At 72.2% G+C, this 24,936-nt stretch carries 24 protein-coding genes; 18 read left to right on the forward strand and 6 right to left on the reverse strand.

Annotated elements, in window-relative coordinates:
- Positions 1–20: 20 nt before the first annotated feature.
- The 5 genes from O7597_RS26350 to O7597_RS26370 all read left to right on the forward strand — a co-directional run bounded on the left by O7597_RS26350 (position 21) and on the right by O7597_RS26370 (position 4,411).
- Positions 21–1,169, forward strand: coding sequence for an acyl-CoA dehydrogenase family protein (locus O7597_RS26350; protein ID WP_269741378.1), 1,149 nt, complete (start codon positions 21–23; stop codon positions 1,167–1,169).
- 24 nt (positions 1,170–1,193) lie between these two features.
- Positions 1,194–2,366, forward strand: coding sequence for an acyl-CoA dehydrogenase family protein (locus tag O7597_RS26355; protein WP_269741379.1), 1,173 nt, complete (start codon positions 1,194–1,196; stop codon positions 2,364–2,366).
- Complete coding sequence (locus O7597_RS26360) at positions 2,363–2,827, forward strand: MaoC family dehydratase (RefSeq protein ID WP_269741380.1); 465 nt, start codon at positions 2,363–2,365, stop codon at positions 2,825–2,827. Before O7597_RS26355 ends, O7597_RS26360 begins: the two co-directional genes overlap by 4 nt.
- Positions 2,824–3,756: an AMP-binding protein gene (locus O7597_RS26365; protein WP_269741381.1), complete on the forward strand. Its 933-nt coding sequence runs from the start codon at positions 2,824–2,826 to the stop codon at positions 3,754–3,756. The genes O7597_RS26360 and O7597_RS26365 overlap by 4 nt, the downstream gene beginning before the upstream one ends.
- A gap of 136 nt (positions 3,757–3,892) precedes the next feature.
- A complete protein-coding gene (locus O7597_RS26370; protein ID WP_269741382.1) occupies positions 3,893–4,411 on the forward strand; it encodes a GNAT family N-acetyltransferase in 519 nt (172 codons plus the stop codon).
- A gap of 46 nt (positions 4,412–4,457) precedes the next feature.
- On the opposite strand, the gene O7597_RS26375 is transcribed toward O7597_RS26370, so the two are convergent.
- Positions 4,458–6,320 (reverse strand): adenylyl cyclase, encoded by a 1,863-nt coding sequence (locus O7597_RS26375; RefSeq protein ID WP_269741383.1) that lies wholly within the window; start codon positions 6,318–6,320, stop codon positions 4,458–4,460.
- Between the two features lie 242 nt (positions 6,321–6,562).
- Positions 6,563–8,020: a PepSY-associated TM helix domain-containing protein gene (locus O7597_RS26380; protein WP_269741384.1), complete on the reverse strand. Its 1,458-nt coding sequence runs from the start codon at positions 8,018–8,020 to the stop codon at positions 6,563–6,565.
- Between the two features lie 211 nt (positions 8,021–8,231).
- Here O7597_RS26380 and O7597_RS26385 point away from each other — a divergent pair, with 211 nt between their 5' ends.
- Both O7597_RS26385 and O7597_RS26390 read left to right on the forward strand, forming a co-directional pair.
- Positions 8,232–9,188 (forward strand): DUF4034 domain-containing protein, encoded by a 957-nt coding sequence (locus O7597_RS26385; RefSeq protein ID WP_281581052.1) that lies wholly within the window; start codon positions 8,232–8,234, stop codon positions 9,186–9,188.
- Positions 9,189–9,250: 62 nt separating this feature from the next.
- A complete protein-coding gene (locus O7597_RS26390) occupies positions 9,251–9,970 on the forward strand; it encodes a class I SAM-dependent methyltransferase (RefSeq protein WP_281581053.1) in 720 nt (239 codons plus the stop codon).
- 42 nt (positions 9,971–10,012) lie between these two features.
- Here O7597_RS26390 and O7597_RS26395 read toward each other — a convergent pair whose 3' ends face one another.
- The gene (locus O7597_RS26395) at positions 10,013–11,182 is read right to left on the reverse strand and encodes a 4-hydroxybenzoate 3-monooxygenase (protein WP_281581054.1); all 1,170 of its coding nucleotides are present in this window, start codon (positions 11,180–11,182) and stop codon (positions 10,013–10,015) included.
- A gap of 18 nt (positions 11,183–11,200) precedes the next feature.
- Positions 11,201–12,661 (reverse strand): benzaldehyde dehydrogenase, encoded by a 1,461-nt coding sequence (locus O7597_RS26400; RefSeq protein ID WP_281581055.1) that lies wholly within the window; start codon positions 12,659–12,661, stop codon positions 11,201–11,203.
- A gap of 339 nt (positions 12,662–13,000) precedes the next feature.
- Between O7597_RS26400 and O7597_RS26405 the strand changes: the two genes are divergently transcribed.
- The 9 genes from O7597_RS26405 to O7597_RS26445 all read left to right on the forward strand — a co-directional run bounded on the left by O7597_RS26405 (position 13,001) and on the right by O7597_RS26445 (position 21,080).
- Positions 13,001–13,819: a CoA transferase subunit A gene (locus O7597_RS26405; protein ID WP_281581056.1), complete on the forward strand. Its 819-nt coding sequence runs from the start codon at positions 13,001–13,003 to the stop codon at positions 13,817–13,819.
- A 76-nt stretch (positions 13,820–13,895) separates the two neighbouring features.
- Entirely contained in the window at positions 13,896–14,666 is a 771-nt protein-coding gene (locus O7597_RS26410) for a CoA-transferase (RefSeq protein WP_269741390.1), read from the forward strand.
- Between the two features lie 127 nt (positions 14,667–14,793).
- Positions 14,794–15,510 carry a protocatechuate 3,4-dioxygenase subunit beta gene (gene pcaH, locus O7597_RS26415; protein WP_269742742.1) on the forward strand — a complete coding sequence of 239 codons (717 nt, stop codon included), beginning with the start codon at positions 14,794–14,796 and terminating at the stop codon, positions 15,508–15,510.
- The gene (gene pcaG, locus O7597_RS26420) at positions 15,503–16,072 is read left to right on the forward strand and encodes a protocatechuate 3,4-dioxygenase subunit alpha (RefSeq protein WP_269741391.1); all 570 of its coding nucleotides are present in this window, start codon (positions 15,503–15,505) and stop codon (positions 16,070–16,072) included. The genes pcaH and pcaG overlap by 8 nt, the downstream gene beginning before the upstream one ends.
- Positions 16,047–17,471, forward strand: a complete 1,425-nt coding sequence (gene pcaB, locus O7597_RS26425) for a 3-carboxy-cis,cis-muconate cycloisomerase (protein ID WP_269741392.1) — start codon at positions 16,047–16,049, stop codon at positions 17,469–17,471. The genes pcaG and pcaB overlap by 26 nt, the downstream gene beginning before the upstream one ends.
- Positions 17,468–18,250, forward strand: coding sequence for a 3-oxoadipate enol-lactonase (pcaD, locus tag O7597_RS26430; RefSeq protein ID WP_269741393.1), 783 nt, complete (start codon positions 17,468–17,470; stop codon positions 18,248–18,250). The genes pcaB and pcaD overlap by 4 nt, the downstream gene beginning before the upstream one ends.
- The gene (gene pcaC, locus O7597_RS26435) at positions 18,247–18,627 is read left to right on the forward strand and encodes a 4-carboxymuconolactone decarboxylase (protein ID WP_269741394.1); all 381 of its coding nucleotides are present in this window, start codon (positions 18,247–18,249) and stop codon (positions 18,625–18,627) included. Before pcaD ends, pcaC begins: the two co-directional genes overlap by 4 nt.
- The gene (locus tag O7597_RS26440; protein WP_269741395.1) at positions 18,624–19,412 is read left to right on the forward strand and encodes an IclR family transcriptional regulator; all 789 of its coding nucleotides are present in this window, start codon (positions 18,624–18,626) and stop codon (positions 19,410–19,412) included. The genes pcaC and O7597_RS26440 overlap by 4 nt, the downstream gene beginning before the upstream one ends.
- A gap of 96 nt (positions 19,413–19,508) precedes the next feature.
- Positions 19,509–21,080, forward strand: coding sequence for a Na+/H+ antiporter (locus tag O7597_RS26445; protein ID WP_269741396.1), 1,572 nt, complete (start codon positions 19,509–19,511; stop codon positions 21,078–21,080).
- A 30-nt stretch (positions 21,081–21,110) separates the two neighbouring features.
- Here O7597_RS26445 and O7597_RS26450 read toward each other — a convergent pair whose 3' ends face one another.
- Positions 21,111–22,358: a helix-turn-helix domain-containing protein gene (locus O7597_RS26450; RefSeq protein WP_281581057.1), complete on the reverse strand. Its 1,248-nt coding sequence runs from the start codon at positions 22,356–22,358 to the stop codon at positions 21,111–21,113.
- Between the two features lie 84 nt (positions 22,359–22,442).
- Here O7597_RS26450 and O7597_RS26455 point away from each other — a divergent pair, with 84 nt between their 5' ends.
- On the forward strand, positions 22,443–23,534 hold the full coding sequence (locus O7597_RS26455) for a ferredoxin reductase (RefSeq protein WP_281581058.1): 1,092 nt from the start codon (positions 22,443–22,445) through the stop codon (positions 23,532–23,534).
- 16 nt (positions 23,535–23,550) lie between these two features.
- Positions 23,551–24,708 (forward strand): acyl-CoA desaturase, encoded by a 1,158-nt coding sequence (locus O7597_RS26460; RefSeq protein WP_281581059.1) that lies wholly within the window; start codon positions 23,551–23,553, stop codon positions 24,706–24,708.
- Between the two features lie 36 nt (positions 24,709–24,744).
- Here O7597_RS26460 and O7597_RS26465 read toward each other — a convergent pair whose 3' ends face one another.
- Positions 24,745–24,915: a hypothetical protein gene (locus O7597_RS26465; RefSeq protein WP_281581060.1), complete on the reverse strand. Its 171-nt coding sequence runs from the start codon at positions 24,913–24,915 to the stop codon at positions 24,745–24,747.
- Positions 24,916–24,936 lie beyond the last annotated feature (21 nt).

A 24,936-nucleotide genomic window follows, 5' to 3' on the forward strand; every position in this document is an offset into this window, starting at 1 on the left:
TGCACCGCTAGTTTATTGCCATGGACCTTCACCTCTCGGCCGAGCAGGTCGCGGTCCGTTCGCTCGCCGCCGACTTCGTCAACCGCGAGGTGGTGCCGCACGCGACGGCCTGGGACCGACGCGAGGCGGTCGACCCCGGCATCGTCGGCAAGCTCGGCGAGGTCGGCTTCCTCGGCCTCACCATCGCCGAGGAGTACGGCGGCTCCGGCGGCGACCACCTCGCGTACTGCCTGGTGCTCGAGGAACTCGGCCGAGGCGACTCCGCCGTCCGGGGCATCGTGTCGGTCTCGCTCGGCCTGGTCGCCAAGTCGATCGCCACCCACGGCACCCCGGAACAGCGCGAACGGTGGTTGCCGCCGCTCTGCTCCGGCACCGCGCTCGGCTGCTTCGCCCTCACCGAACCGGACAGCGGCTCGGACGCGGCGGCGCTGAACACCCGGGCGGTCCGCAACGGCGACGACTGGCTGCTCACCGGCCGCAAGACGTTCATCACCAACGGCACCACCGCCGACGTGGCGCTGCTCTTCGCCCGTACCGGCGGCCCGGGCCACCGGGGCGTCACCGCGTTCCTGGTGCCGACCGACAGCCCCGGCCTCGCCCGGTCGGAGATCAAGGGCAAGCTCGGCCTGCGCGGGCAGGCCACCGCCGAACTCGTCCTCGACGCCGTCCGGGTGCCCGACACCGCCCGCCTCGGCGAGTGCGGCGCCGGCTTCAAGCTGGCGCTGGCCACCCTCGCCAAGGGACGCATGTCGGTCGCCGCCGGCTGCGTCGGCATCGCCCAGGGCTGCCTGGACGCCGCCGTCGACTACGCCGGAAAACGTACGCAGTTCGGCAAGCCGATCGCCGGCCACCAGCTCGTGCAGCAACTGCTCGCCGGCATCGCGGTCGACACCGCCGCCGCGCGGCTGCTGGTCTGGCGGGTCGCCGACCTGATCGACCGGGGCCAGCCGTTCGCCACCGAGGCGTCGATGGCCAAGCTGTTCGCCAGCGAGGCCGCCGTCCGCGCGGCGAACGACGCCATCCAGGTCTTCGGCGGATACGGCTACATCGACGAGTACCCGGTCGGCAAGTACCTGCGCGACGCCCGCGTCGCCACCCTCTACGAGGGCACCAGCCAGATCCAGCAGTTACTCATCGGGCGGGCGCTCACCGGCGTCAACGCCTTCTGAACCCGCGAGAGGAACCGTGAGCACATGGACTTCGGGCTGTCCGACGAGGAACGGGCCATCCGCGACACCGCCCGTGACTTCATCACCCGCGAGGTCATGCCGCTGGAGCAGGAGCTGCTGCGCCGGGAGCGGGCCCACCAGCCCGGCCTGGAACGCGCCGAGCTGAGGGAGTTGCAGCTCAAGGCCCGCAAGTTCGGCTTCTGGGGGCTGGCCACACCGCAGGAGTACGGCGGCATGGACCTGCCCGCCGTCGTGCAGTCGCTGATCTGGACCGAGATCGGCCGCAGTTTCGTGCCGTTCCGCTTCGGTGGCGAGGCGGACAACATCCTGTTCCACGCCACCGCCGAGCAGCGGCAGGAGTTCCTGCTGCCCACCATCGAGGGGGAGCGCAACTCCTGCTTCGCCATCACCGAGCCGGGTGCCGGCTCGGACGCGGCGAACATCCGGTTCCGGGCCCGGCGCGACGGCGACGACTGGATCCTCAACGGTGAGAAGACCTTCATCACCGGCGGCAACGAGGCCGACTTCGCCATCGTCATCGCGGTCACCGACCCCGAGCGGGGGGCCCGCGACGGCGGGGCGACCGCGTTCCTGGTGGACCGGGCGATGGGCTGGCGGTCGGAGTTCATCCCCACCATGGGCGAGGGCGGGCCCGCGTCGCTGTTCTTCGACGACGTACGGGTGCCGCACCGCAACATCCTCGGCGAGATCGGGCAGGGTTTCACCCTGGCGATGCAGTGGATCGGCAAGGGGCGCTACACCATCCCGTCGCACGCCGTCGGCATCGCCGAACGCGCGCTGCGGATGGCCATCGACCACGCCAACACCCGGGAGACCTTCGGGTCGAAGATCGGCACCAACCAGGCCATCCAGTGGATGATCGCCGACTCGGAGACCGAGCTGGAGGCGGCCCGCTGGCTGATCCTGCGGGCCGCCTGGACGGTCGACGCCGGCCTGGACCCGAGGCACGCCTCCTCGATGGCGAAGCTCTACGGTGCCGGCATGGTCAACCGGGTGGTCGACCGGGTCATGCAGATCCACGGCGGGATGGGCTACACCCGCGAGCTGCCGATCGAACGCTGGTACCGGCAGGTGCGGCTGTACCGGATCTTCGAGGGCACCGACGAGATGCAGCGCCTGATCATCGCCCGCGACCTGCTGCGCGGGTACACGAAGCTCGGAGGGCACCTGGGATGAGAAGCTTCGCCAGCCTCGACGAGTTGGCCGGCGCGGTCGGCGAACGACTCGGCCCCGGTCCGTGGTTCCCCATCGACCAGCGTCGGGTCGACCTGTTCGCCGACGCCACCGACGACCATCAGTGGATCCACCTCGACCAGGAACGGGCGGCGGCCGGGCCGTTCGGCGGCACCATCGCCCACGGCTACCTGACCCTCGCCCTGCTGCCCGCGCTGGTCGGCCGCCTGTACCGGGTGGACGGGGTGCGGATGGGGGTCAACTACGGCCTCAACCGGGTCCGGTTCCCCGCACCCGTACGCGTCGGCAGCTCGGTGCGGGTCGTCGCCACCATCGACCAGGTCAGCCCGTTCGAGGGCGGGGCTCAACTGGTGGCCACGGTGACCGTGGAGGGCGACGGCGGCGGCAAGCCGGTCTGCGTGGCCGAGACGGTCAGCCGGCTGTACGCGGACCCGCCCCGATGACCGCGCTCTCCCCGGCGACCGTGCTGGCCGGCTCCGCCGACCGGCACGCCGACACGGTCGCCGTCGTCGACGGCCGGGTCCGGGTCACGTACGCCGAACTGTGGTTGGAGGCCCGCTGTTACGGCGCCGGGCTGCGGGCCGCCGGGGTGCGCGGCGGTGACGCGGTGGCCCTGCTCGCGCCGAACGTGGTGGATTTCCCCCGGGTCTACTTCGGTGCCCTCGCCGCCGGGGCGGTCGCCGTACCGGTCGGTGTGCCGGTCGGTCCGCAGGCCGTCCACCTGGCCCGGGAGGCGCGGCTGCTGGTCTGCCACACCTCGCACCTGGCCGCCGGGCGGCGGATCAGCGTACGGGCCGGCGTCCCGCTGCTCACGGTCGGTCCGGGCCGGGCCCCGTCCGCCGTACCCCGGTTGGAGGACCTCTGCGACACCCCACCCGGCGGCACCGTCACGTTCGCGGACCCCGACGTCGATCCGGCCGTCGAGCCGGACGGCACCGACGTGGTGCTCGGCTGTCTGCCGTTGGGCGGCCGGTTCGGTCAGGCCGTCACGTTGACCGGCACCTTCCGGGCGGGAGCGACCCTGGTGCTGCTCAGCCGCTTCACCGGCCCGGCGGCGCTGGATCTCATGGTGCGCGAGGAGGTCACCGTGTTCCACGGCACGTCGGCGATGTACGCGGCCCTGCTCGACGCCGCCCGGGGCCGGAGGACGCTGCCCAGGCTGCGTCACTGCGTGAGCCGGGCACCGTTGCCGCCGTCGCTACGGCAGCGCTTCACCAGCACCTTCGACACCGTCGTCGACGTGGCCGAGGGGGAGCGCGACTCGTCCGGGAGGCCGGATGCATCCACCGGCCGGGTGCGTACCGCCCGGCGGCTCCGCTCGCGTCGACTGGGCTGCCACAGCGAGCGCTACCGGCGGGGGCCCGGAAGCTAGTGCGGTGACCCGCAGCGGTCGCCGGGTCGGGCCTGACCGGCGAGTGGTGCTTCGATCCGCGACCGGTTTGGCCGAGATGGCGGTGCGGTTCCGATCGCTGTACGGGCTGTCCCGCGCCCTCGCCTACGATTCGACCATGACCCGAGACGAGCCGGCGGGGGCCGAGGTGCGGCTGCGCCCGATGACGGCGGACGACGCCGACCGGGTACTGGCGATCTACCAGGCCGGGCTGGACGGCGGCAACGCCAGCTTCGAGACCGTCGCACCGACCTGGGCCGCCTTCGACGCCGGCCGGCTGCCGGCGCATCGGCTGGTCGCGGTCGACGGGGGCGGGACGCTGATCGGCTGGATCGCCGTGTCGCCCACCTCCGCCCGGGCGGTCTATGCCGGAGTGGTGGAGCACTCCGTCTACGTCGACCCGGCCGCGCAGGGGCGGGGAGTGGCCCGCTTGCTGCTCGACGCGCTGATCGAGTCGACCGACGCCGCGGGCATCTGGACGATCCAGTCCGGTGTCTTCCCGGAGAACACCGCCAGCCTGGCGCTGCACCGGCGGGCCGGGTTCCGGACGGTCGGCACCCGCGAGCGGGTGGGCCGCCACCACGGCCGCTGGCGCGACGTCGTCCTGCTGGAGCGCCGCAGCCCGGTGGTGGACTGAACCACGTCGGCGGGGACCGGCGAGCCGCCGGCCCCCGCCCGCGGTGCTACGGGTACTGCTCCAGGTAGACCGGAGCGCCGACCCGGTCCATGCCGGCCGCCTCGCCGACACCGTTGACCACGTGGTCGATGGTGCCCGCGCTGAGGTTCACCGTCATGATGTGGTGCAGCCGGATGCCGGGTCGCACCGGCACCTCGAAGCCGTTCTCGGTGCGGATCGACGGGTTGTTCTGGTTGAACACGTACACCCCGCCGCCGTGCAGGGTGTGGTGGCGGACCCGGTCGCCGACCTTGTAGCCGGCCCACCCGTTGACCGTGCCGTTGTGCCAGTCCGCCTGGGTGGGCGGGTCGTACGGCAGCTCGTTCTGGTAGAGGATCGTGGTGCCGTGCTCACCGTTCCACACGGTGTTGTACCGCTGGAAGTGCTCGACGAACAGGCCGGTGGCGGTGACGTGGTCGCCGTTGACGACGACCCCGTAGCGACCGGTGTTGGTCCGCCAGCGGTCGGTGTCGCCGTTGACGCCTTCGGTGAAGCCCTCGACACCGTGGTCGCCCCGCCACACCCAGGTGTGGTCGATCAGCACGTGGTCGCTGTTGACCTCCAGCGCGGTGTCCGTCTTGCCGATGTGCGGGCCGCCGACCCGGAAGTACACGTCGGACAGCGTGATCGGGTTGCGCGGGGTGCTGTGGTTGCGGCCGTGCTCGCGGCCGACCCGCAGCAGCACCGGCGATTCCTTCAGGCCGGCGTCGATGGTGACCCCGGCGACGACCACGCCGGGCACCCCGGCGACGTTCAGCGGTACCGCGCCGTCGACCGCGGTGAGGGTGGCGTGCCCGATGCCGAGCACGATCGTGTCGGGCCGGCGGACCTCGATGCTGCGGGCCACGTCGTACACCCCGGGGGTGAGCAGCAGGTGCCGCCCCCGGGCGAGTTCCCGGTTGATGACGTGCACCGGGTCGGACGGCCGGGCGACGAAGAAGTCGCTGATCGGGATGGTCCGTCCCGGCGTCATCCGGGTACCCCAGGTGATGCCCCGCGTGTCGCGGCGCACGGCCGGCACCCGGACCTGGTACTTGCCTCTGGCGTCGACGAACAGGTACGGCTTCTCCCGGCTCAGCGGGGTGGTGTCCAGCGTGGTGTACGGCGGGTCGGGGAACCCGGCGTCGTCGGGCGCGCCGACCACCCCGGCGAACACCTGGTTCCACACCGCGTTGGACCAGCTCTCGACCTCACTGTTGCGGGTCAGCCACTGCTGCTGTGAGCCGTTGGTGGTGGCCGGTAGCCGGGAGTCGGCGATGAAGCCGCCACTGGCGTACTGCGGCCCGTTGGTGCAGTAGTCCATCAGCGACAGGCCGCCGCCGCTGATGTCGAGCCGACGCATCGACACGGCCTGGGACACCGCCCAGAAGTTCGCCGAGGCACGGCAGTCGTCCTGACCGGTGGCGTTGATGCGCAGCGACAGGTTGCTCAGCGTGCGCCAGAAGTTGACCAGCGCGATGCAGTTGGCGGTGCCGCCCTCGGTGAGGCACCGGTTGTACGCCTCGATCTTGCCGTTGATGACCACGTCGGTGGGGGAGGCGCCCAGGCCGGAGATCTCGGTGTAGTAGCCCACCTTGATCTGGAGTGGCTGCTCGGCGGTGCCGTAGTGGCCGGGCCGGAACAGGTAGGCGTGCCGGGTGGTGCCCATCTCGTTGTCGACCTGTGCGGCGTGCGCCGCGTCGAGGGTCGCCTGGATCTGGCTGACCGGCATGCTCGGGTCGAAGATCGTGACGTTGGGACCGAAGGTGGGGCCGGTCGGTCGGGGCGGGCCCGCGCTGACCGGGGTGTTCGTGGCGACCGCGGCGGTGGTCAGCACCAACCCGAAGGCCAGTGCTCGACCGAGTCGCCGCTGTGGTGGTGGGGTCGGCATGCGTTCGTCCTTCCCGTCGGGCCGGTCGATGGCGGACCCGACGACACGATGGACCAGGGCGTGTGAGAGCGCTCTCTCATCAGGCTGACTTGTATCACGGTGTGAAGAAACGGGGACGAGATGTTTCTACCCCGTAACGCCGCCGCGCGCCATGCCCCGAAGCGGGTGAATCCACGATCGACACCGTTCCAGCGGAACGTCGACGTCCGGAGGGCGAGCGTCCCGCCGGAACGGCATCGAGGTCACCCGGCCGAGGTCGAGGCGGGATCGCCTCGGCGGCCGGCACGTCGGCGGGCGAACACGCCGACGACGACGTCGGCCACGAGGAAGCCGAGCAGCGGGATGCCGAACCAGGGCAGCGCCCAGCCGACCGCGACGATCACCGGCACCCCGAGCAGCACCGCCCACCAGGGCAGACCGCGCAGGCCGCCACGCGCCGGTGGCGTGCCGACCGGGGCGCGTCGGTCGGCCCGGGTCGGGCGGCGCTGCCACCACATCCGGTAGCCCCACACGATGACGCAGAGCAGACCGACGGCCAGCGCGGCCAGCAGGATCTGGTTGACCACGCCGAAGAGCAGCCCCATGTGCGCCTGTACGCCCAGGGCGCTGAGCTTGGCCAGCAGGGACCAGTCGGCGTAGTCGTTGCGGGCGGTCACCGTGTTGCTGTCCGGGTCGACGGCGACCTGGTCGAACCGCACCGGCCAGACGTTGTCGGTCTGGGCGACCGCCCAGGCGGTGCCGGGCGTGCCCGGGCTGATCTCGACCGGCCCGGACAGGCCCGCGTCGCGGGCCACCGCCAGGACCTGGTCGAAGGTGGCCGGATCGGCTGCCGCCGACGGTGCCGCGCCGCCGTGCTGGTGCTCGCCGCCACCGGGGCTCGGCGCACCGTCCAACGTGGTGGACAGCACGGGCCGCCGGGCGTCGAGCGCGTCCAACCCGGCGCCGAAGTTCGCACCGGCGAAGCGGGACCAGGTCAGCCCGGTGGCCGCGAGGAACAGCAACCCGACGGCGAGCCAGACGCCGGTGGTGGCGTGCCAGCTCCGCGTCCGCCGTACCCCCTTGGCGGCGGACAGGTCCGGAACCAGCAGGTGCCTCGCGCGACCACGTCCGTTGTTCCGGCGACGCCACCACAGGATGATGCCGCCGAGCGCCAGTACCCACAGCCAACTGGCGGCGATCTCGGAATAGTGCCGTCCGAGGTCGCCCAGGTGCAGGTTGCGGTGCAGGTCGTCGAGCCAGGTGGTGGCGGGGGTGGAGCCGAACCAGGTGGTGAGCTGCCCCTGTACCGCACCCGTGTACGGGTCGACGTAGACGGTGTGCTGCTTCTCGCCCAACTCTTCAAGGGCGAAGACGACCCGGGTCGTCTGGTCGCCGGTACCCGGGGCCACCGACACCAGATCGCCGGCCGGGTGGGCGTTCCGGGCCGCGGTGACCTGGTCGGCCAACGACCTCGGTTGGTCGCCGACGCTGGCGACGGTGAGCTGGTCGCCGTAGAGAAGCTGATCCAGCTGCGGCGTGACCGTGTACGCCAGGCCGGTCAGCGCGGCGACCACCAGGAACGGGGCGACCAGGACACCGGCGTAGAAGTGCAGGCGCAGCAGCAACGCCGCCAGCGGCGCGGCGCGCCGTGGTGATCGGGCGGGTAACGGGCCGGGGAGGGAGTCCGGCGCGGACTCGTCGGACAATTCGGTCAGAGACATGCGTGTTCCGATCGGGTGAGGAGGTCATGCTGCGGACCTGGCCCGTGCCCTTCGGGTCAGTGCTGCCTGCCGTCGCCCGGATGCCCGCCGCTCGATCACCTAGTCGGACGGCGGGCCGTGCTGGTTCCCGCGACTCCGACGTCGTTGCGCCCAACCTTGATCGTTTAGGATCGGCGGCCGGTGCGGCGCACGACACGGAGGTTGGGTTGGCATGTGGCCGTTCAAGAAGCACCCGACGGAGCCGGTCCTGGACCCGACCTACGGTGACCCGCACCGCAAGGCCCTGATCCGGGCGCTGGAGAAGCGCAAGTGGAAGTGGGCCCGGGAGCTGCTCACCATGGCAGCCGACCCGGACGAACTGGCCTTCCTGATGGAGGCCGTCGGCGGGGTCGACGGGATTCAGGACTGGATCGGCGAATGGATCGACGCCGAACCGGAGTCGACGCTGCCGCTGCTGGTAGCCGGTTGTCACGCGGTGCACTGGGCGTGGGAGGCACGCGGCGGCAAACTGGCCAAGTACACAAGTGCCGAGCAGTTCAGAGGATTCCACGAGCGGTTGCACTACGCCGAGGCGACGTTGCAGCAGGTGATCGCCCGCGAACCGGACAACGTGACGGCGTGGGCGTGGCTGGTGACCAGTTCCCGCGGGCTGGGCATCGGTGCGGTCGAGGCTCAGCAGCGGTTCGACGCGGTGACTCGACTGCACCCCGGGCACCTCGTCGCGCACGAGCAGCGGCTGCAGTACCTGTGCGCCAAATGGTCCGGTAGTCATGAGCAGATGTTCGACTTCGCCCGGGGTGCTGCCGCTGCGGCCGGACCCAACAGTCTCCTGCATGAGCTGGTGGCCGTCGCCCACATCGAGAAGTGGGCCCGCACCGAACGAGCGGAGGCCAACGATTACATCGTCTCGGACGAGGTCCGGACGGAGCTGCTCGCCGCGGCGGAGAACTCCATCTTCCACCCGGATTACATCCCTGCCGGCCCGGGCTGGGCACCCCGAGTTGCGACATTCGCGATGGCCTTCGAACTGGCCGACGAGTTCGACGCGGCCTGGCACGCGTTCGCACTGCTGGACGGCATGGTCACCGAGTGGCCGTGGATGATCCTCGGCGACCCGGTCGAGAAATTCACCGTCTCCCTCGACTACGTGACCGCGAACCGCAGCTGACGAACTGCGGTACGGCCCGACTTCGGCCGGAGCGGGTGACGGTCGGCAGGTACCCTCGGCCGGTGTTCTCGCCACAAGGCCCGTCGCTGCGGGAGCTGTGCGTCCAGGCGCTCTCCTCGGTCGAGCGCGGCTACGACCTGCTGGCGCCGAAGTTCGACCACACGCCCTTCCGTACGCCGGAAAGCGTGCTCGACGCGACCGTCGAGGCGCTGTCCGAACTCGGGTCGTTCGCGCACGGCCTGGACGTGTGCTGCGGTACCGGCGCGGGCATGCGGGTGCTCCGGTCCCTGTGTTCCGGAGGGATCACCGGCGTCGACTTCAGCGCCGGAATGCTCGCCCAGGCCCGCCGCGCGTACCCGGATGCCACCTGGGTCCGGGCCGACGCTCGGGCGCTGCCGTTCGCCGCGGGCTTCGACCTCGCGGTCAGCGCCGGAGCGCTCGGACACTTCCTGCCGACCGAACGGCCCGCGCTCTTCGCCGGGGTGTACCGGGCGCTGCGGCCCGGCGGACTCTTCGCCATCCCGATCGGCACGGCACCGCTCACCTCGGTGTCGCACTGGATGACGCGCGGATTCGACCTGGTCATGCGGGTACGCAACGTCGTCTGGCGCCCGCCGTTCGTCATGTACTACCACAGCGCGCCGTTGCCCGCGCTCTGTGCCGACCTGACGGCGGCCGGCTTCACCGCGACGGACGCCGTCTTGCCCGCCCTGGGCACGCACCGCGACGGCGGCCCCCGTTTCCGGCTCATCCTCGCGCGTAAGGCTGCCGCGCACTCCTGAGACGTCGAACGCGCACTCCTGAGACGTTGAAGGGCCTCTCCCTCACACCTCGGGCAGGCCGACGTAGTTCTCGGCGAGGCTGGTGGCGTACGCCGGAGACGTGGTGACGTAGCGCAGGGTCGCCGACTGGAGCTTCGCCTCGTACGGGTCGTCGGCGTTGAGCCGGTGCAGCATCGAGGTCATCCACCAGGAGAACTGCTGCGCCCGCCACACCCGCCGCAGTGCGGTACGCGAGTAGCCGTCCAGCAGTTCGGTGCTGCCGTCGCCGTACCAGGCGGCGAAGGCGTCACCGAGCAGCGCGACGTCGGCGAGGGCCAGGTTCATGCCTTTGGCCCCCGTCGGCGGCACGATGTGCACCGCGTCGCCGGCCAGGTACAGCCGCTGCCACTGCATCGGCTCGACCACCAGGCCGCGCAGCGGAGTGATCGACTTCTCCAGCACCGGCCCCTCGTTGAGCGTCCAGTTCGGCACCGTCTCCAACCGGGTACGCAACTCGGCCCAGATCCGCTCGTCCGGCCAGTCGGCGATGTCCTCGTCGGCCGGTACCTGGAGGTACAGCCGGGAGATCTGCGGTGAGCGCATGCTGTACAGGGCGAAACCGCGCTCGTGGTGGGCGTAGATCAGCTCCTCCACGGCGGGCGGGGCGGCGGCGAGGACGCCCAGCCAGGCGAACGGGTAGGTGCGCTCGTAGGTGGTGAGCACCCCCTCGGGCACGGCCGGCCGGCTGATCCCGTGGTAGCCGTCGCAGCCGACCACGAAGTCGCAGTGCAGCTCCTCGGCCCGGTCCTGATGCCGAAAGTGGACCACCGGGGCGGTGTCCAGTCCGGACAACCGGTCGGCGGGTGCCTCGAACAGGATCGTCCCGCCCGCCGCCAGCCGGGCGGCGATCATGTCCTTGACCACCTCCTGCTGGCCGTACACGGTGATCGCCCGGCCGGTCAGCTCGGTCATCGGCACCCGGTGCGACTCGCCGTCGAAGCGCAGCTCGATGCCCTCGTGCCGCAGCCCCTCCCGGTCCAGCCGGGCCCCCAGGCCGGTGTCGCGCAGCAGGTCGACCGAGCCCTGTTCGAGCACGCCGGCGCGCAACCGGTGCTCCACGTACTCCCGGCTGCGGCTCTCCAGCACCACCGAGTCGATGCCGTGCCGGTGCAGCAGGTGCGACAGCATGAGACCGGCCGGTCCCGCTCCGATGATGCCGACCTGGGTACGCATCCATGCCTCCTTGGGGGCCTAGAACGGGTAGCGGGTGATGTCACCCTGCACGGTGAGCCACTGCGTCTCGGTGAACGCCTCGATGTTCGCCGCCGGCCCGCCGAACCGGGAGCCGGTGCCGGAGGCGCCGACCCCGCCGAACGGGGCCACCGCCTCGTCGCTGACGGTCTGGTCGTTGATGTGCACGATGCCGCTGGGGATGCGCTCGGCCAACGCCATCGCCTTCATCACGTCGCGGCTGAGGATGCCCAGCGACAGACCGTACTCGCTGGCGCCGGCAAGCGCCGCCGCCTCGTCCAGGTCGCCGAAGGTGAGCACCGGGGCGACCGGGCCGAAGACCTCCTGCGCGTACGCCGGGGTGTCCGGGGTGACGTCGGCGAGCACGGTGGGCCGGTAGAACAGCCCGTCGTAGCTGCCGCCGGCGGCCAACCGGGCGCCCGCGTCCACGCTGGACGTGACCAGCGAGTGGATCTTGTCGCGCTGCGCCTCGTCGATGATCGGCCCGAGCGCCACCTGCTCCTTGGCGGGGTCACCGACCGGCAGGTGGTCGGCCTTGGCGGCCAACTCGTTGACGTACCGTTCGGCGACACTCTCGTGCACCAGGTGCCGGCCGGTGGTCATGCAGATCTGCCCCTGGTGCAGGAAGGAACCCCAGGCGCCGGCCGAGACGGCGAGGTCGAGGTCCGCGTCGTCGAGCACCACCAGGGCGGAGTTGCCGCCCAGCTCCAGGTGCGCCCGCTTCAGGTGCCGCGCTGCGGCCTCACCGACCTTGCGGCCCGCGGCGGACGACCCGGTGAAGCTGATCACGCGTACCCGCGGGTCGGCCACCAGCGCCTCGCCGGTGGCGACTCCGCCCGGCAGCACGTGCAGCAGTCCCTCGGGCAGCCCCGCCTCCTCGAAGACCCGGGCGATGGCCAGGCCGCCGCACACCGCCGTGCGCAGGTCCGGCTTGAGCACCACCGCGTTGCCCAGCGCCAGCGCCGGGGCGACCGAGCGGATCGCCAGGATCAGCGGAGCGTTGAACGGCGAGATGACGCCCACCACGCCGACGGGTAGCCGGCGGGCCAGGCTCAGTCGGGGCTGAGCACTCGGGATGATCTCACCGAGCGACTGCGAGGGCAGGGTCGCGGCCTCGTAGCACTCCTGCGCGGCGGTGCCGGTCTCCAGGACGCCCTTCGGCGGGATCGACCCGGACTCGCGGACCACCCAGTCGCCGACCTCGGCGGCGTGCTGCTCCCACAACGCGCCGGCCCGGCGCAGCACGGCGGCCCGCTCGGTGTAGCTGGTGGCGGCCCAGGCCCGCTGCGCGGCGGCGGCCCGGGCGCTGGCCCGGGCGACATCGTCGGCGTCCGCCACGCCGATCTGGCCGATCTCCTCGCCGGTGGCGGGGGCGCGGACGGCGGCGGTGCCGCCGGTCGACCGTACCCAGCCATCGCTGTAGATCCGGCCGTGCCAGGTATCGGTGTCGAGCAGGGGCATGGTGATCCTCCTTGCGCCGCAGGTGGGACAGCCACGGGCGGATGGCCGGCGGATGGTCCGGTCACGCCTGACACGTGCGGCGGCCCCGGCGGTGACCCGGGCCGGTCGCGCGCCGCTTGTTCGCTTGCCGAACAAGCGTTCTCATCAAGGACATTTGCACGGTACCCGACCCGCGTCAACGGATCGCCGCAACATTTCTGCAATCGGTCGGGCCCGAAAGGGCGGTCGGCCGGGACGCGTTGACGAACGTCACCGAGGCGGATTACGTTCGAGATAAGTACGCCGGTCCGCATACCGAACACCTTCGGTGGGCGTTCGACACAGGAGGCAGGGAGGCCCATGGCGAAGCTCGTCCCGCTCGCCGACGGCGTCGCGGAACTGGTCCGCGACGGGGACACGGTGGCCCTCGAGGGATTCACCCACCTGATCCCGTTCGCCGCCGGCCACGAGATCATCCGGCAGGAGCGGCGCGACCTGACCCTGGTGCGGATGACCCCCGACGTCGTCTACGACCAGCTCATCGGCGCGGGCTGCGCCCGCCGCCTGGTCTTCTCCTGGGGCGGCAACCCCGGTGTCGGGTCCCTGCACCGCTTCCGCGACGCCGTGCAGAACTCCTGGCCCGTCCCGCTGGAGCTGGAGGAGCACAGCCACGCCGGGATGGCCAACCGCTACGTCGCCGGTGCCTCCGGCCTGCCGTTCGCCGTGCTGCGTGGCTACACCGGCACCGACCTGCCCCGGCACACCGGCAACATCCGCAGCATCGACTGCCCGTTCACCGGGGAGACGCTGACCGCGGTCCCGGCGCTGAACCCGGACGTGACGGTGGTGCACGCCCAGCGCGCCGACCGCGCCGGCAACGTGCAGATGTGGGGCATCACCGGCGTGCAGAAGGAGGCGGTGCTGGCCGCCCGCCGGTCCCTGGTCACCGTCGAGGAGATCGTCGACGAGTTGACCCCGGTGCCGGGCCAGGTCGTGCTGCCCGGCTGGGCGGTCACCGCCGTGGCGCACGTCCCCGGCGGTGCCCACCCCTCCTACGCCCAGGGCTACTCGGTGCGGGACAACGCCTTCTACGTGTCCTGGGACGAGATCAGCCGGGACCGGGACACGTTCCAGCGGTGGATCGACCAGCACGTGCACCAGGCGGAGGCGAGGGCATGAGCGAGCGTCAGCGAGCGAATCGTCAGCTCAGTGCGGTGGTGCCTCAGGCCGGGCCGGAGCGCAGCGGAGGGCCGGCATGAGCGAGCGTCAGTACACCGCCGACGAGATGATGACGGTGGCGGCCGCCCGACAGCTACGCGACGGCACCGCCTGCTTCGTCGGGATCGGCCTGCCCAGCACCGCGGCGAACCTCGCCCGCGCCACCCACGCGCCCGAACTGGTGTTGATCTACGAGTCCGGGTGTCTCGGCGCCAAGCCCGACCGGCTGCCGCTGTCCATCGGTGACGGCGTCCTGGCCGACACCGCCGACGCGGTGATCTCGGTGCCCGAGGTGTTCAACTACTGGCTGCAACCCGGGCGCATCGACGTCGGCTTCCTCGGCGCCGCGCAGCTCGACCGGTACGGCAACATCAACACCACCGTCATCGGTGGCGACTACACCGACCCGAAGGTGCGCCTGCCCGGTGCCGGTGGCGCTCCCGAGATCGCCGCCTCCTGCGGCGAGGTGGTGGTGATCGTCCGGCAGAGCCGCCGTACCTTCACCGAACGCGTCGACTTCGTCACCTCGGTCGGCTACGGCGCCGGCCCTGGTGACCGGGCCCGGCTCGGGCTGCGCGGTGGTGGACCCCGTACCGTCATCACCGACCTCGGCATCCTCGAGGCCGACCCGGACAGCTGCGAACTCACCCTCACCCGGCTGCATCCGGGCGTGACCGTCGAGCGGGCCCGCGAGGCCACCGGCTGGCCGCTCGCCGTCGCCCGGGATCTGGGCACAGTCGAGCCACCCACCGCCGAGGAACTCGCCGTGCTGCGCGCCCTCGAAGCGACCATGCGGGCGGCGGCGTGAACGGGCGCAGTCCGCTCATCGAGGGTGGTGCGATCATCCTCCGGCTTCCGCTCGGCTGCTGCGGGGCGCGGATACTCGGAACGACTGACGGGGAGGAGCGGCCGTGACCCAGGACGCCGAGCGGAAACTGATCCTGCCGAGCTACCGACGCGACGACGTCGACGCCCATCCGCCACTGCTGAGTCCCGGCTACCGGTCGACCGTGGCGCGGGCACCGCAGCAGCCGTTGACCTACCTGCCGCAGCGGCTCACCGAGGTCACCGGCCCGCTGCTCGGCGAGGGCCGCCTCGGCGAGCTGGACCACGACCTGACCCGCCAGCACGACGGTGAGCCGCTCGGGCAGCGGATCATCGTGCACGGCCGGGTCGTCGACGGCGACGGCCGCGCGATTCCGCACACTCTGGTCGAGGTCTGGCAGGCCAACGCCGCCGGTCGCTACCGGCACGCCGCCGACACCTGGCCGGCGCCGCTGGACCCGAACTTCACCGGCGTCGGGCGGGCCCTGACCGACGCCGACGGGCGGTACCACTTCGTCACCGTGCAGCCCGGCGCCTACCCGTGGCGCAACCACGACAACGCCTGGCGGCCCGCGCACATCCACTTCTCCCTGTTCGGCCGGGCGTTCACCCAGCGGCTGGTGACCCAGATGTACTTCCCGGGCGATCCGCTGTTCTCCCAGGACCCGATCTTCAACTCGGTCCGCGACGAGCGGGCCAGACAGCGGATGGTGGCCCGCTACGACCACGCCACGACCCGGCCCGAGTGGGCGCTGGCCTACGAGTTCGACATCGTGCTGCGGGGCCGGGAGGCCACCGTGTTCGAGGACGAGGACGACGATGAGTGAGTCGCTGGGCGTCACGCCCGCCCAGACCGTCGGGCCGTACCTGCACATCGGGCTGCGCTGGCCGGACGGGCCGTACGTGGTGCCGGAGGGCACGCCGGGGGCGTTCTGGCTGCGTGGCCGGATCGTCGACGGCACCGGCGCGGCCGTGGTCGACGCGATGGTGGAGAGCTGGCAGGCCGACCCCGACGGGCGTTTCGACCACCCCGACGATCCACGTGGCGCCCGGCCGTCGGCGGTCCCCGGATTCCGGGGTTTCGGCCGGTCCGAGACCGACACCGAGGGCCGGTACGCGTTGCACATCGTCAAGCCGGGGCCGCTGCCCACCTTCGACGGCGACACCGAGGCACCGCACCTGACCCTGTCGGTGTTCGGCCGAGGGCTGCTGCACCGCCTCGTCACCCGGGTCTACTTCTCCGGCGAGGCGGCCAACGCCACCGACCCGGTGCTGCGTACCGTCGACCCGCAGCGGCGTGACACGCTGCTGGCCCGGCCGGCCACGGACGGGTTCCAGTTCGACATCCGCCTTCAGGGAGAGCATGAGACCGTCTTCTTCGCCGTCTGAGGCACTGCTGCGCGGGCTTTCCGGCACCCCCGACGTCGACGCCGAACTCGGCGACCACGCCCTGCTGCGGGCGTTGCTTGACGCGGAGGCCGCCCTGGCCCGGGCCGGCGCCGACGTGGGGCTGCTGCCCGCCGAGGCCGCCGAGGAGATCGTCCGGCAGTGCCGTGCCGAGCGGTACGACCCGGCAGCTCTCGGTGCCGCGGCCGAGGCGGCCGGCAACCCCGTGGTCCCGCTGGTGCGGGAGCTGACCGCCGCGGTCGCCGAACCGGCCCGGCCGTGGGTGCATCACGGCGCCACCAGCCAGGACGTGCTCGACACCGCGCTGTCACTGGTGGCGGTCCGCGCCGCCGGTCCGCTGCTGCGGCACCTCGCCGACGCCGCCGACGCCGCCGCCGGGCTGGCCCGGACCCACCGCGACACCCTGATGGCCGCCCGCACGCTCGGTCAGCAGGCCGCACCGACCACCTTCGGGCTCAAGGCCGCCGGCTGGCTGGTCGGCCTGGTCGAGGCGCGGATCCGGCTGACCCGGGCGTGCGCCGACCTGCCCGCACAACTCGGCGGGGCGGTGGGCACCCTCGCCGGCTACGGCGCGGCCGGGCCGGTGATGGTCGACCGGTTCGCCGCACACCTGGGCCTGGCGGCGAGCCCGTTGCCCTGGCACACCCGCCGTCAGCCCCTGCTCGACCTGGCCGCGGCCCTCGGCGGGCTGCTCGCCACCACCGGCAAGATCGCCCTCGACGTGGGCCTGCTCGCGCAGACCGAGGTCGGCGAGGTGGCCGAGGGGGGCGCGGCGCGAGGCGGCTCCTCGGCGATGCCGCACAAGCGCAACCCGGTGGACTCGGTGCTGGTCACCGCCGTGGCCCGGCGCGGTCCCGGGCTCGTCGGCACACTGTTCGCCGCCGCCGGCCAGGAACACGAGCGGGCCACCGGCGGCTGGCACGCCGAGTGGGAGCCCCTGCTCGACCTGACGCACCTGGCGGGAGGGGCGACCGCCCGTACCGCCCGGATGCTCGCCCGCCTCGACGTACGTCCGCGGCGGATGCGCGCCAACCTGGACGCCAGCGGCGGTCTGCTGCTCGCCGAGGCGGTCGCCGCCCGGCTGGCACCGGCCCTCGGCCGTGCCGCCGCCCACGACCTGGTCCGCCGCGCCGCCGCCCGGCCCGACTTCCGGGCGGCGCTGCTCGCCGAGGCGGACCTGCGCGCCCACCTGTCGGAATCGGACGTCGACGCCGCCCTCGACCCGGCCGGCTGGCTCGGCAGCGCCGGGCACCTGATCGACCGCGCCCTCGACCTGCACCGCGACGCGACGCGCGGCCCGGCCGCGACCACCGGACCGGACCGTGAGGCGACGCGCGGCTCGGCCGCGACCACCGGGCCGAACCGTGAGGCGCAGCGGTGACCGGCGGGCTGCACGTCACCGTCGACGGTCCGCCGGACGCGCCGGTGCTGCTGCTCGGCAGCTCCCTGGGCACCACGGGCGCGATGTGGCAGCCGCAGGTGGCGGCGTTGACCGAGCGCTACCGGGTGGTCCGCTACGACCATCTCGGCCACGGCGGCTCCGCGGTGCCGGCCGGGCCGTACACGATCGACCTGCTCGGCCGGAAGGTGCTACGGCTGCTGGACGCCCTGGGCGTGGCCCGGGTCCACTACGCCGGGCTCTCCCTCGGCGGGATGGTCGGCATGTGGCTGGCCGCGCACGCCGGCGAGCGGATCGACCGCCTCGCCCTGCTGTGCACCTCCGCATCCCTCGGACCGGCCGACGGCTGGCGGTCCCGGGCCGCCACCGTCCGGGCCGGTCGGCTGGACAGCATCGCCGACGCGATCGTCGAACGCTGGTTCACTCCCGCCTTCGCCGCGGGTAACCCGGACACCGTCGCCGGGTACCGGAGCATGCTGGTGAGCACTCCCGCCGCCGGGTACGCCGGCTGTTGCGAGGCGATCGCCGCGATGGATCTGCGTCCGGACCTGGCCGCCGTGCGCGCCCCGACGCTGGTGATCGGGGCCGCCGACGACCCGGCGACCCCACCGGAGCAGGCCGCCACCATCGCCGAGCGGATCCCCTCGGCCCGTCTGGTGGTGCTCGACGGCGCGGCGCACCTGGCCAACGTCGAGCAACCCGAGGCCGTCGCCCGACTGCTCGCGGAACACCTCGATCCGGAAGGCGTGGTGCCCAGATGACCGACCAGCAGCGGTACGAGGCCGGCATGGCGGTACGCCGGCAGGTGCTCGGCGACGCGCACGTCGACCGGGCCGTCGCCGGCACCGACGAGTTCACCACCGACTTCCAGGACCTGATCACCCGCTACGCGTGGGGTGAGATCTGGACCCGGGAGGGGCTGGACCGGCGGACCCGCAGCTGTATCACCCTCGCCGTGCTGGCCACCCTGCACCACGACGAGGAACTGGCCATGCACGTACGTGCCGCCCTGCGTAACGGCCTGACCCCCGACGAGATCGGGGAGGTGCTGCTCCAGGTGGCCGTCTACGCCGGCGTACCGGCGGCGAACCGGGCGTTCAAGGTGGCCCAGGAGACGCTGCGGCAGGAGGGCCGGTGACCGACGAGGCGACGGCCCGACCCGGCGAGTTCGTCCAGTCGCTGGAACGCGGGCTCGCGGTGATCCGGGCCTTCGACGCCGAACACCCGCAGCTCACGCTCAGCGAGGTGGCCCGCACCACCGGGCTGACCCGGGCCGCGGCCCGACGCTTCCTGCTCACCCTCGTCGAACTCGGCTACGTACGCACCGACGGGCGGCTGTTCTCGCTGCGTCCGCGTGTCCTCGACCTCGGCTACGCCTACCTGTCCAGCCTGAGCCTGCCCGAGGTGGCGCAGCCGCACATGGAGGCGTTGGTGGCGCAGGTGCACGAGTCCTGCTCGGTGTCGGTGCTCGACGGCGACGAGGTCGTCTACGTCGCCCGGGTGCCCACCAAGCGGATCATGACGGTGGGGATCAGTGTCGGCACCCGGTTCCCCGCGTACGCGACGTCGATGGGTCGGGTGCTGCTCGCCGCGCAGCCGGCCGGATGGCTGGACGACTATCTCGCCACGGCGCAGCTACGCCCGCTGACCCGGCGCACCGTGACCGACCCGGCCAAGCTGCGCGGCCTCCTGACGAAGATCGCCAGCCAGGGGTACGCCCTGGTCGACCAGGAGTTGGAGGAGGGGTTGCGGTCACTGGCCGCGCCGATCCACGGCGACAGCGGTTCGGTGGTGGCCGCGGTGAACGTCTCCGCCCACGCCAGCCGCGGCTCGTTCGAGGTGATCCGCAAGGAACTGCTGCCGCCGTTGCTGACCACCGCCAGGCGCATCGAGGAGGACCTGCGCGCCGGTCCCGGTCGCTGAGCCCGGTCGCGGGCCGGGCGTCCGGCGCTGCGGCGAATCGGCCCGGGGCGGCTCGTCGGCGTACCACCATGTGGGGGGCGACGAACGGGGGGCGGGGTGCGCGAGCTGCTGCTGGTCATCACGCTGGGCGTCGTCGTGCTGGTCGGCACCACCATCGGTGGCCGCTACCGGGTCGCCCCGCCGGTGCTGCTCATCTGCCTGGGCGCCCTGGTGGCGCTGCTGCCCCCGTTCTCGCACGTCGTCCTCGCGCCCGAGGTGGTCCTGCTGCTGTTCCTGCCGGCGATCCTCTACCGCGAGAGCCTGGTCGTCAGCCTGCGGGAGATCAGGGCGAACATCGTGGTCATCGCGTTGCTGGCGATCGGCCTGGTCGGGGTCACGATGGTCGCGGTGTCGCTGGTCCTGCAACGCTTCGGTGTCGACCCGGCGGTGGCCTGGGTGCTCGGCGCGGTGCTCGCCCCGACCGACGCCGCGGCCGTGGCCGGGCTGGCCAAACGGATGCCCCGCCGGCTGCTGACCACCCTGCGCGCGGAGAGCCTGGTCAACGACGGCACCGCCCTGGTGCTGTTCGCCATCGCGCTCGGCCTGCTGGGTGGAGGCGCCGCACCGAGCGCCTTCGAGCTGGTCGAGCGGATCGGCCTGTCCTTCCTCGGTGGCATCGCCTCCGGCATGGTGGTCGGCACGGTGGTGATCCTGATCCGCAAGCGCATCGACGACCCGCTGCGGGAGGGTGCCCTCAGTGTGCTCACCCCGTTCACCGCCTACTTCCTCGCCGACAGCATCCACGAGAGCGGGGTGCTCGCGGTGGTGGTGGCCGGTCTGATGTTGTCCTACGCCAACCCCCGGGTGATCCGGGCGCGGTCCCGGATCCTCGCGGTGTCGTTCTGGGACCTGACCACCTTCCTCATCAACGGGGCACTCTTCGTGCTGGTCGGCATGCAGATCCCCCGGGCGGTGCAGAACGTCACGAGCGTCACGCTGGCCCGGGCCGTGGTGATCGCGCTCGTGCTGGCCGGGGTGCTGGTGCTGGTCCGGATGCTCTGGCTGCATCTGATCGCCGCCGTGGCCCGGCTGGACCGGCGCGAGTCACAGCTCGCCCGCCAGGTCAACTGGCGGGTGCGTACGGTCGCCGGTTGGGCCGGTTTCCGGGGAGCGGTCTCCCTGGCGGCGGCGCTCGCCGTGCCGTTGACCGCCCGGGACGGCAGCCCGGTACCGGAACGCGATCTGATCATCTTCGCCGTCGCCACGGTGATCCTGGTGACCATGCTCGTGCAGGGCACCACCCTGCCGCTCCTGATGAACTGGGCCGGGTTGCGCGGCGACCCGGAGCGGGTCGCGGAGTCCCAGCGGGCGCAGGTGGCCGCCACCCAGGCCACCCTCGACGCGCTGCCCGACCTCGGCGACCGGGTGGGTGCCGAGGCCGAGATCGTGCGACGGCTCCGGGCCGAGTACGAGGCCCATCTGAGCGCGGCGCGGTCCGAGCCGGAGGACGAATCGGTGGCCGCCCGGGAGGTCGAGCGCCAACTGCGGCTGGCGGCCCTCGAACACAAGCGGCGCGAGATCACCGGGATGCGCGACCGACGGGAGATCGACGACACCGTGTTGCAGGAGTTGCAGGCCCGCCTCGACGTGGAGGAGATCCGCCTGCTCGGCCCGACGCCGTTCGAGTGACGACCGGTCACGGCTCGACACCGACGCCGCTCACCCCGTGGCCGCACCGCCGGCGGGCAGCGCGAGCGCGACCGTGAGGTCGAGCAGACTACGCGGATCGGTGAGCCGGTCACCGTAGAGCTGGCGCAGCTGACCCATCCGGTAGCGCACGGTCTGCGGGTGGACGAAGAGATCGGCGGCGACGTCGTCGCGCCGCCCCTGGTGCAGCAGCCAGGACCGCAGCGTCTCGGTGAGTCGTTCGGCGGTGGCGGCGGGCAGCGCGGCGAGGGGTTGCAGAACCCGGGCGCGCAGGTCGGCGAGCGCCTCGACGTCTGCGCTGAGCAGCAGTTCGGCCAGATGCGCCTCGGTGTCCAGGGGCTCGCCGTCGGTGGGCTGGGCGATACCGAGGGCGACCACCCGGACCACCCGCCGGTACGAGGAACTGACCCGGGTCCAGGGACGGCACGGCCCCAGCACCGCGCGGCGGCCGTGCAGCACCCGGGCGAGCTGCCGCCGCCGGTCGCCGTGCATGTCCGGTACAAGCAGCACCGCGGTCTCCTCGCCGGGCTCCCCGGCCGGCAGTTCCTCGCTGCTCTCCAGGGTGTGTTCGGCCAGCAGGGCGAGCGCCCCGCGCAGCTTCGCCTGCGGCAGCAGCGCCACGGTGAGGGTCTGCGGCACCGGCCAGTCGGCCCGCTCGGCGTTGCGCAGCAGCACGTCCTCGGCCTCACCGGCGAGCAACTGCTGGGTGAGCCGTTCCAGGTTCCGCCGCCGGGCCCGGCCGACACTGGCCAACTCGTCGGCGTGCCCGGCGACGCTCGCGGCGGACAACTCGTCGATGTAGGCGAACATCAGCTCGGCGAACTCGGCGACTGTGGCGGCGGGCAGCCCGGTGGCCACGGTGGCCGCGGCCAGCTCCCGCCAGGAGACCCGGGCACCCACCCGGTACGCGGCCAGCAGCGCGTCCACGCTGCGGCCCGACCGGGCCTCGCCGCTGCCCAGGGCGTACGCGGCCTCCAGCGCCGGGACCAGCGGGGTGCTCGGGTCGTTGACCTGGGTACGGTCGGCGGTCTGGGACTGTTCGAGCAGTTGCAGGAAGGTGCCCAGCGCGATCTGCACCGCGTTCTCTATCTTGTCCCGCATCTGGCCGGTCAGCGTGCCGGAGTAGCTGGGCACCTCGCCGGTGATCGCGGTGACGGTCTGCCCGGCCACCAACGGCAGCCGGTCGCGCAGTTCACGGGCCACCCGCTGGTCCAGTTCGATGCGGGCCGCCCGATTTGTCGTTCCGGAGGGTTCCGCCACGGTTGTTCTCCCCGCACAAAAGGGATGGATCGCTTTACCTTCGCTGGCCAAGATTTTATGCCAGCGCGCCGCGACCATCGTCGTATGACCGCCACCGTCCCGCGACCGGGCCCGACGAGATCTTTTCGGCGCCGCCTGTGGCGGCTCGCCGAGACGGTGACCACGCCGGTGCTGCCCAGCGACTACCTCGACCTGGTCGCACCGCTACGCGCCGGCGCCGAGCTGCGCGGCCGGATCGTCGCCGTGCACCCGGAAACCCCGGACGCGGCGACCCTGGTGATCCAGCCCGGCCGCAGCTGGCGCGGGCACGTCCCCGGCCAGTACGTCCGGCTCGGTGTCGACGTCGACGGGGTGCGCCAGTGGCGCGCCTACTCGGTCACCTCGGCTCCCGGCAGGCGCGCCGACCCCATCTCGGTTACGGTGAAGGCGATTCCCGACGGCGTGGTCAGCAACCATCTGGTCCGCCGGCTGCGACCGGGCACGATCGTGCAGCTCGACCAGGCGCGCGGCGACTTCGTGCTGCCGGAGCGGGCGCCGTCGCGGGTGCTGTTCCTCACCGCGGGCAGCGGCATCACCCCGGTCGCGGGGATGCTGCACTCGGGGGCCCTGGCCGGCAGCGACGTGGTGCTCGTGCACTCGGCGCCCACCGCCGCGGACGTGGTCTTCGGCGCGGAGCTGCGCGGCCTCGCCGAGCGTGGTGTGATCCGGCTGGTCGAGCGGCACACCGAGGTCGAGGGACTGCTCGACGTGGCCGAACTCGACACCCTGGTCCCGGACCACCTGGAGCGCCAGACCTGGGCGTGCGGCCCGCTCGGGCTGCTCGACGCGGCGGAGGCGCACTGGTCGGCCCGCGGCCACGCCGCGCGGCTGCACACCGAGCGGTTCCGTCCGACGGTGATCACCGCGGGTGACGGTGGCACCGTCACCTTCACCCGCTCGTCGGTGACCGTGACGGCCGCCGGCGCCACCCCGCTGCTGGACGCCGGCGAGAACGCCGGGGTGCTGATGCCGTCGGGCTGCCGGATGGGCATCTGCTTCGGCTGCGTGCTGCCGCTGCGCCAGGGCGCGGTCCGCGACCTGCGCAACGGCCAGCTCACCACCGCCCTGCCGGGCGACGGCGTACGCGTGCAGACCTGCGTGTCTGCCGCCGCCGGCCCGTGTGAACTCGAGATCTGATCGGAGACCGACCGACGTGACCGTGATCCAGAAGAAGGCCGTAAACCCGATCGCCCACCTCAGCGCCGAGGACATCGAGACCCTCGGCAAGGAACTCGACGCCATCCGGGAGCGGGTCATCGCCTCCCGGGGCGAGCGGGACGCCGCGTACATCCGCAAGGTCATCTCGACCCAGCGGAAGCTGGAGATCGGCAGCCGGGTGGTGCTGCTGTTCTCACTGTTCCCACCGGCCTGGATCGTGGGCACCGCCGGGCTGTCGGTGGCGAAGATCCTGGAGAACATGGAGATCGGGCACAACGTCCTGCACGGCCAGTGGGACTGGATGCGCGATCCGAAGATCCACTCGACCAGCTGGGAATGGGACCACGTCGCCCCGGCCGACCAGTGGAAGCAGTCGCACAACGAGCTGCACCACCGGTTCACCAACGTGGTCGGCAAGGACAACGACCTCGGCTACGGCATCATGCGGGTCGACGAGGACCAGCCCTGGCACCCGGCCCACCTGGGGCAGCCGCTCTACAACTTCCTCAACGCCTGCTTCTTCGAGTACGGCATCGCCGCGTACGACCTCGACCTGGGCAACAAGCTGAAGAACGGGGGACACAAGGATCCCGAGTTCCGGCGCCGGGTCCGCGCGGTCGGCCGGAAGATCCGCCGTCAGTTCCTCAAGGACTACCTGCTGTTCCCCCTGTTGTCCGGCCCGTCGTTCCTGCACACCCTGGCCGCCAACTTCACCGCGAACCTGGTCCGCAACCTGTGGAGCCACTCGGTCATCATGTGCGGGCACTTCCCGGAGGGGGTGGAGACCTTCGAGAAGACCTCGATCGAGGGGGAGACCCGGGGGGAGTGGTACGTGCGGCAGATGCTCGGCTCGGCCAACATCAGCGGCAGCCGGCTGATGCACATCATGACCGGCAACCTGTCGTTCCAGATCGAACACCACCTCTTCCCCGACCTGCCGAGCAACCGCTACCAGGAGATCGCGCCGGAGGTGCGGGCGTTGTTCGACAGGTACGGGCTGAAGTACACCACCGGCTCGCTGCCCCGGCAGGTCTTCTCCGCGTGGCGGAAGGTCTTCCGGCTCGCCCTGCCGAACCGCCGTCAGCCGGCGCCGCCGGTCACTCCGCTCGACGACTCCGCCGAGCACCCCACCCCGGCGCTCGTCGCCGCCTGACCACCCGGCAGCCCCCGCTGCCGCCGGACCTGTGTCCTACTGCTCGCCGTCGATCACGTCGGTCTCGCCGTCGTGGGAGTACGTCACCGGCAGCTGCTCGTCCGGCAGCGGGGCCTGGGCCGGATTGTGATGCGGGTCGCCGTCCGGGGAGAACAGCACCGGGTCGGTCTTCGCGCTCTTCTCGCGCTCTTCCTCCGGCTCGGTCACGACCGGCTCCTCACCTCGGGG

The organism is Verrucosispora sp. WMMC514 (genome assembly GCF_027497295.1).
In the GTDB taxonomy this organism is placed as follows: Bacteria; Actinomycetota; Actinomycetes; order Mycobacteriales; family Micromonosporaceae; genus Micromonospora; species Micromonospora palythoicola.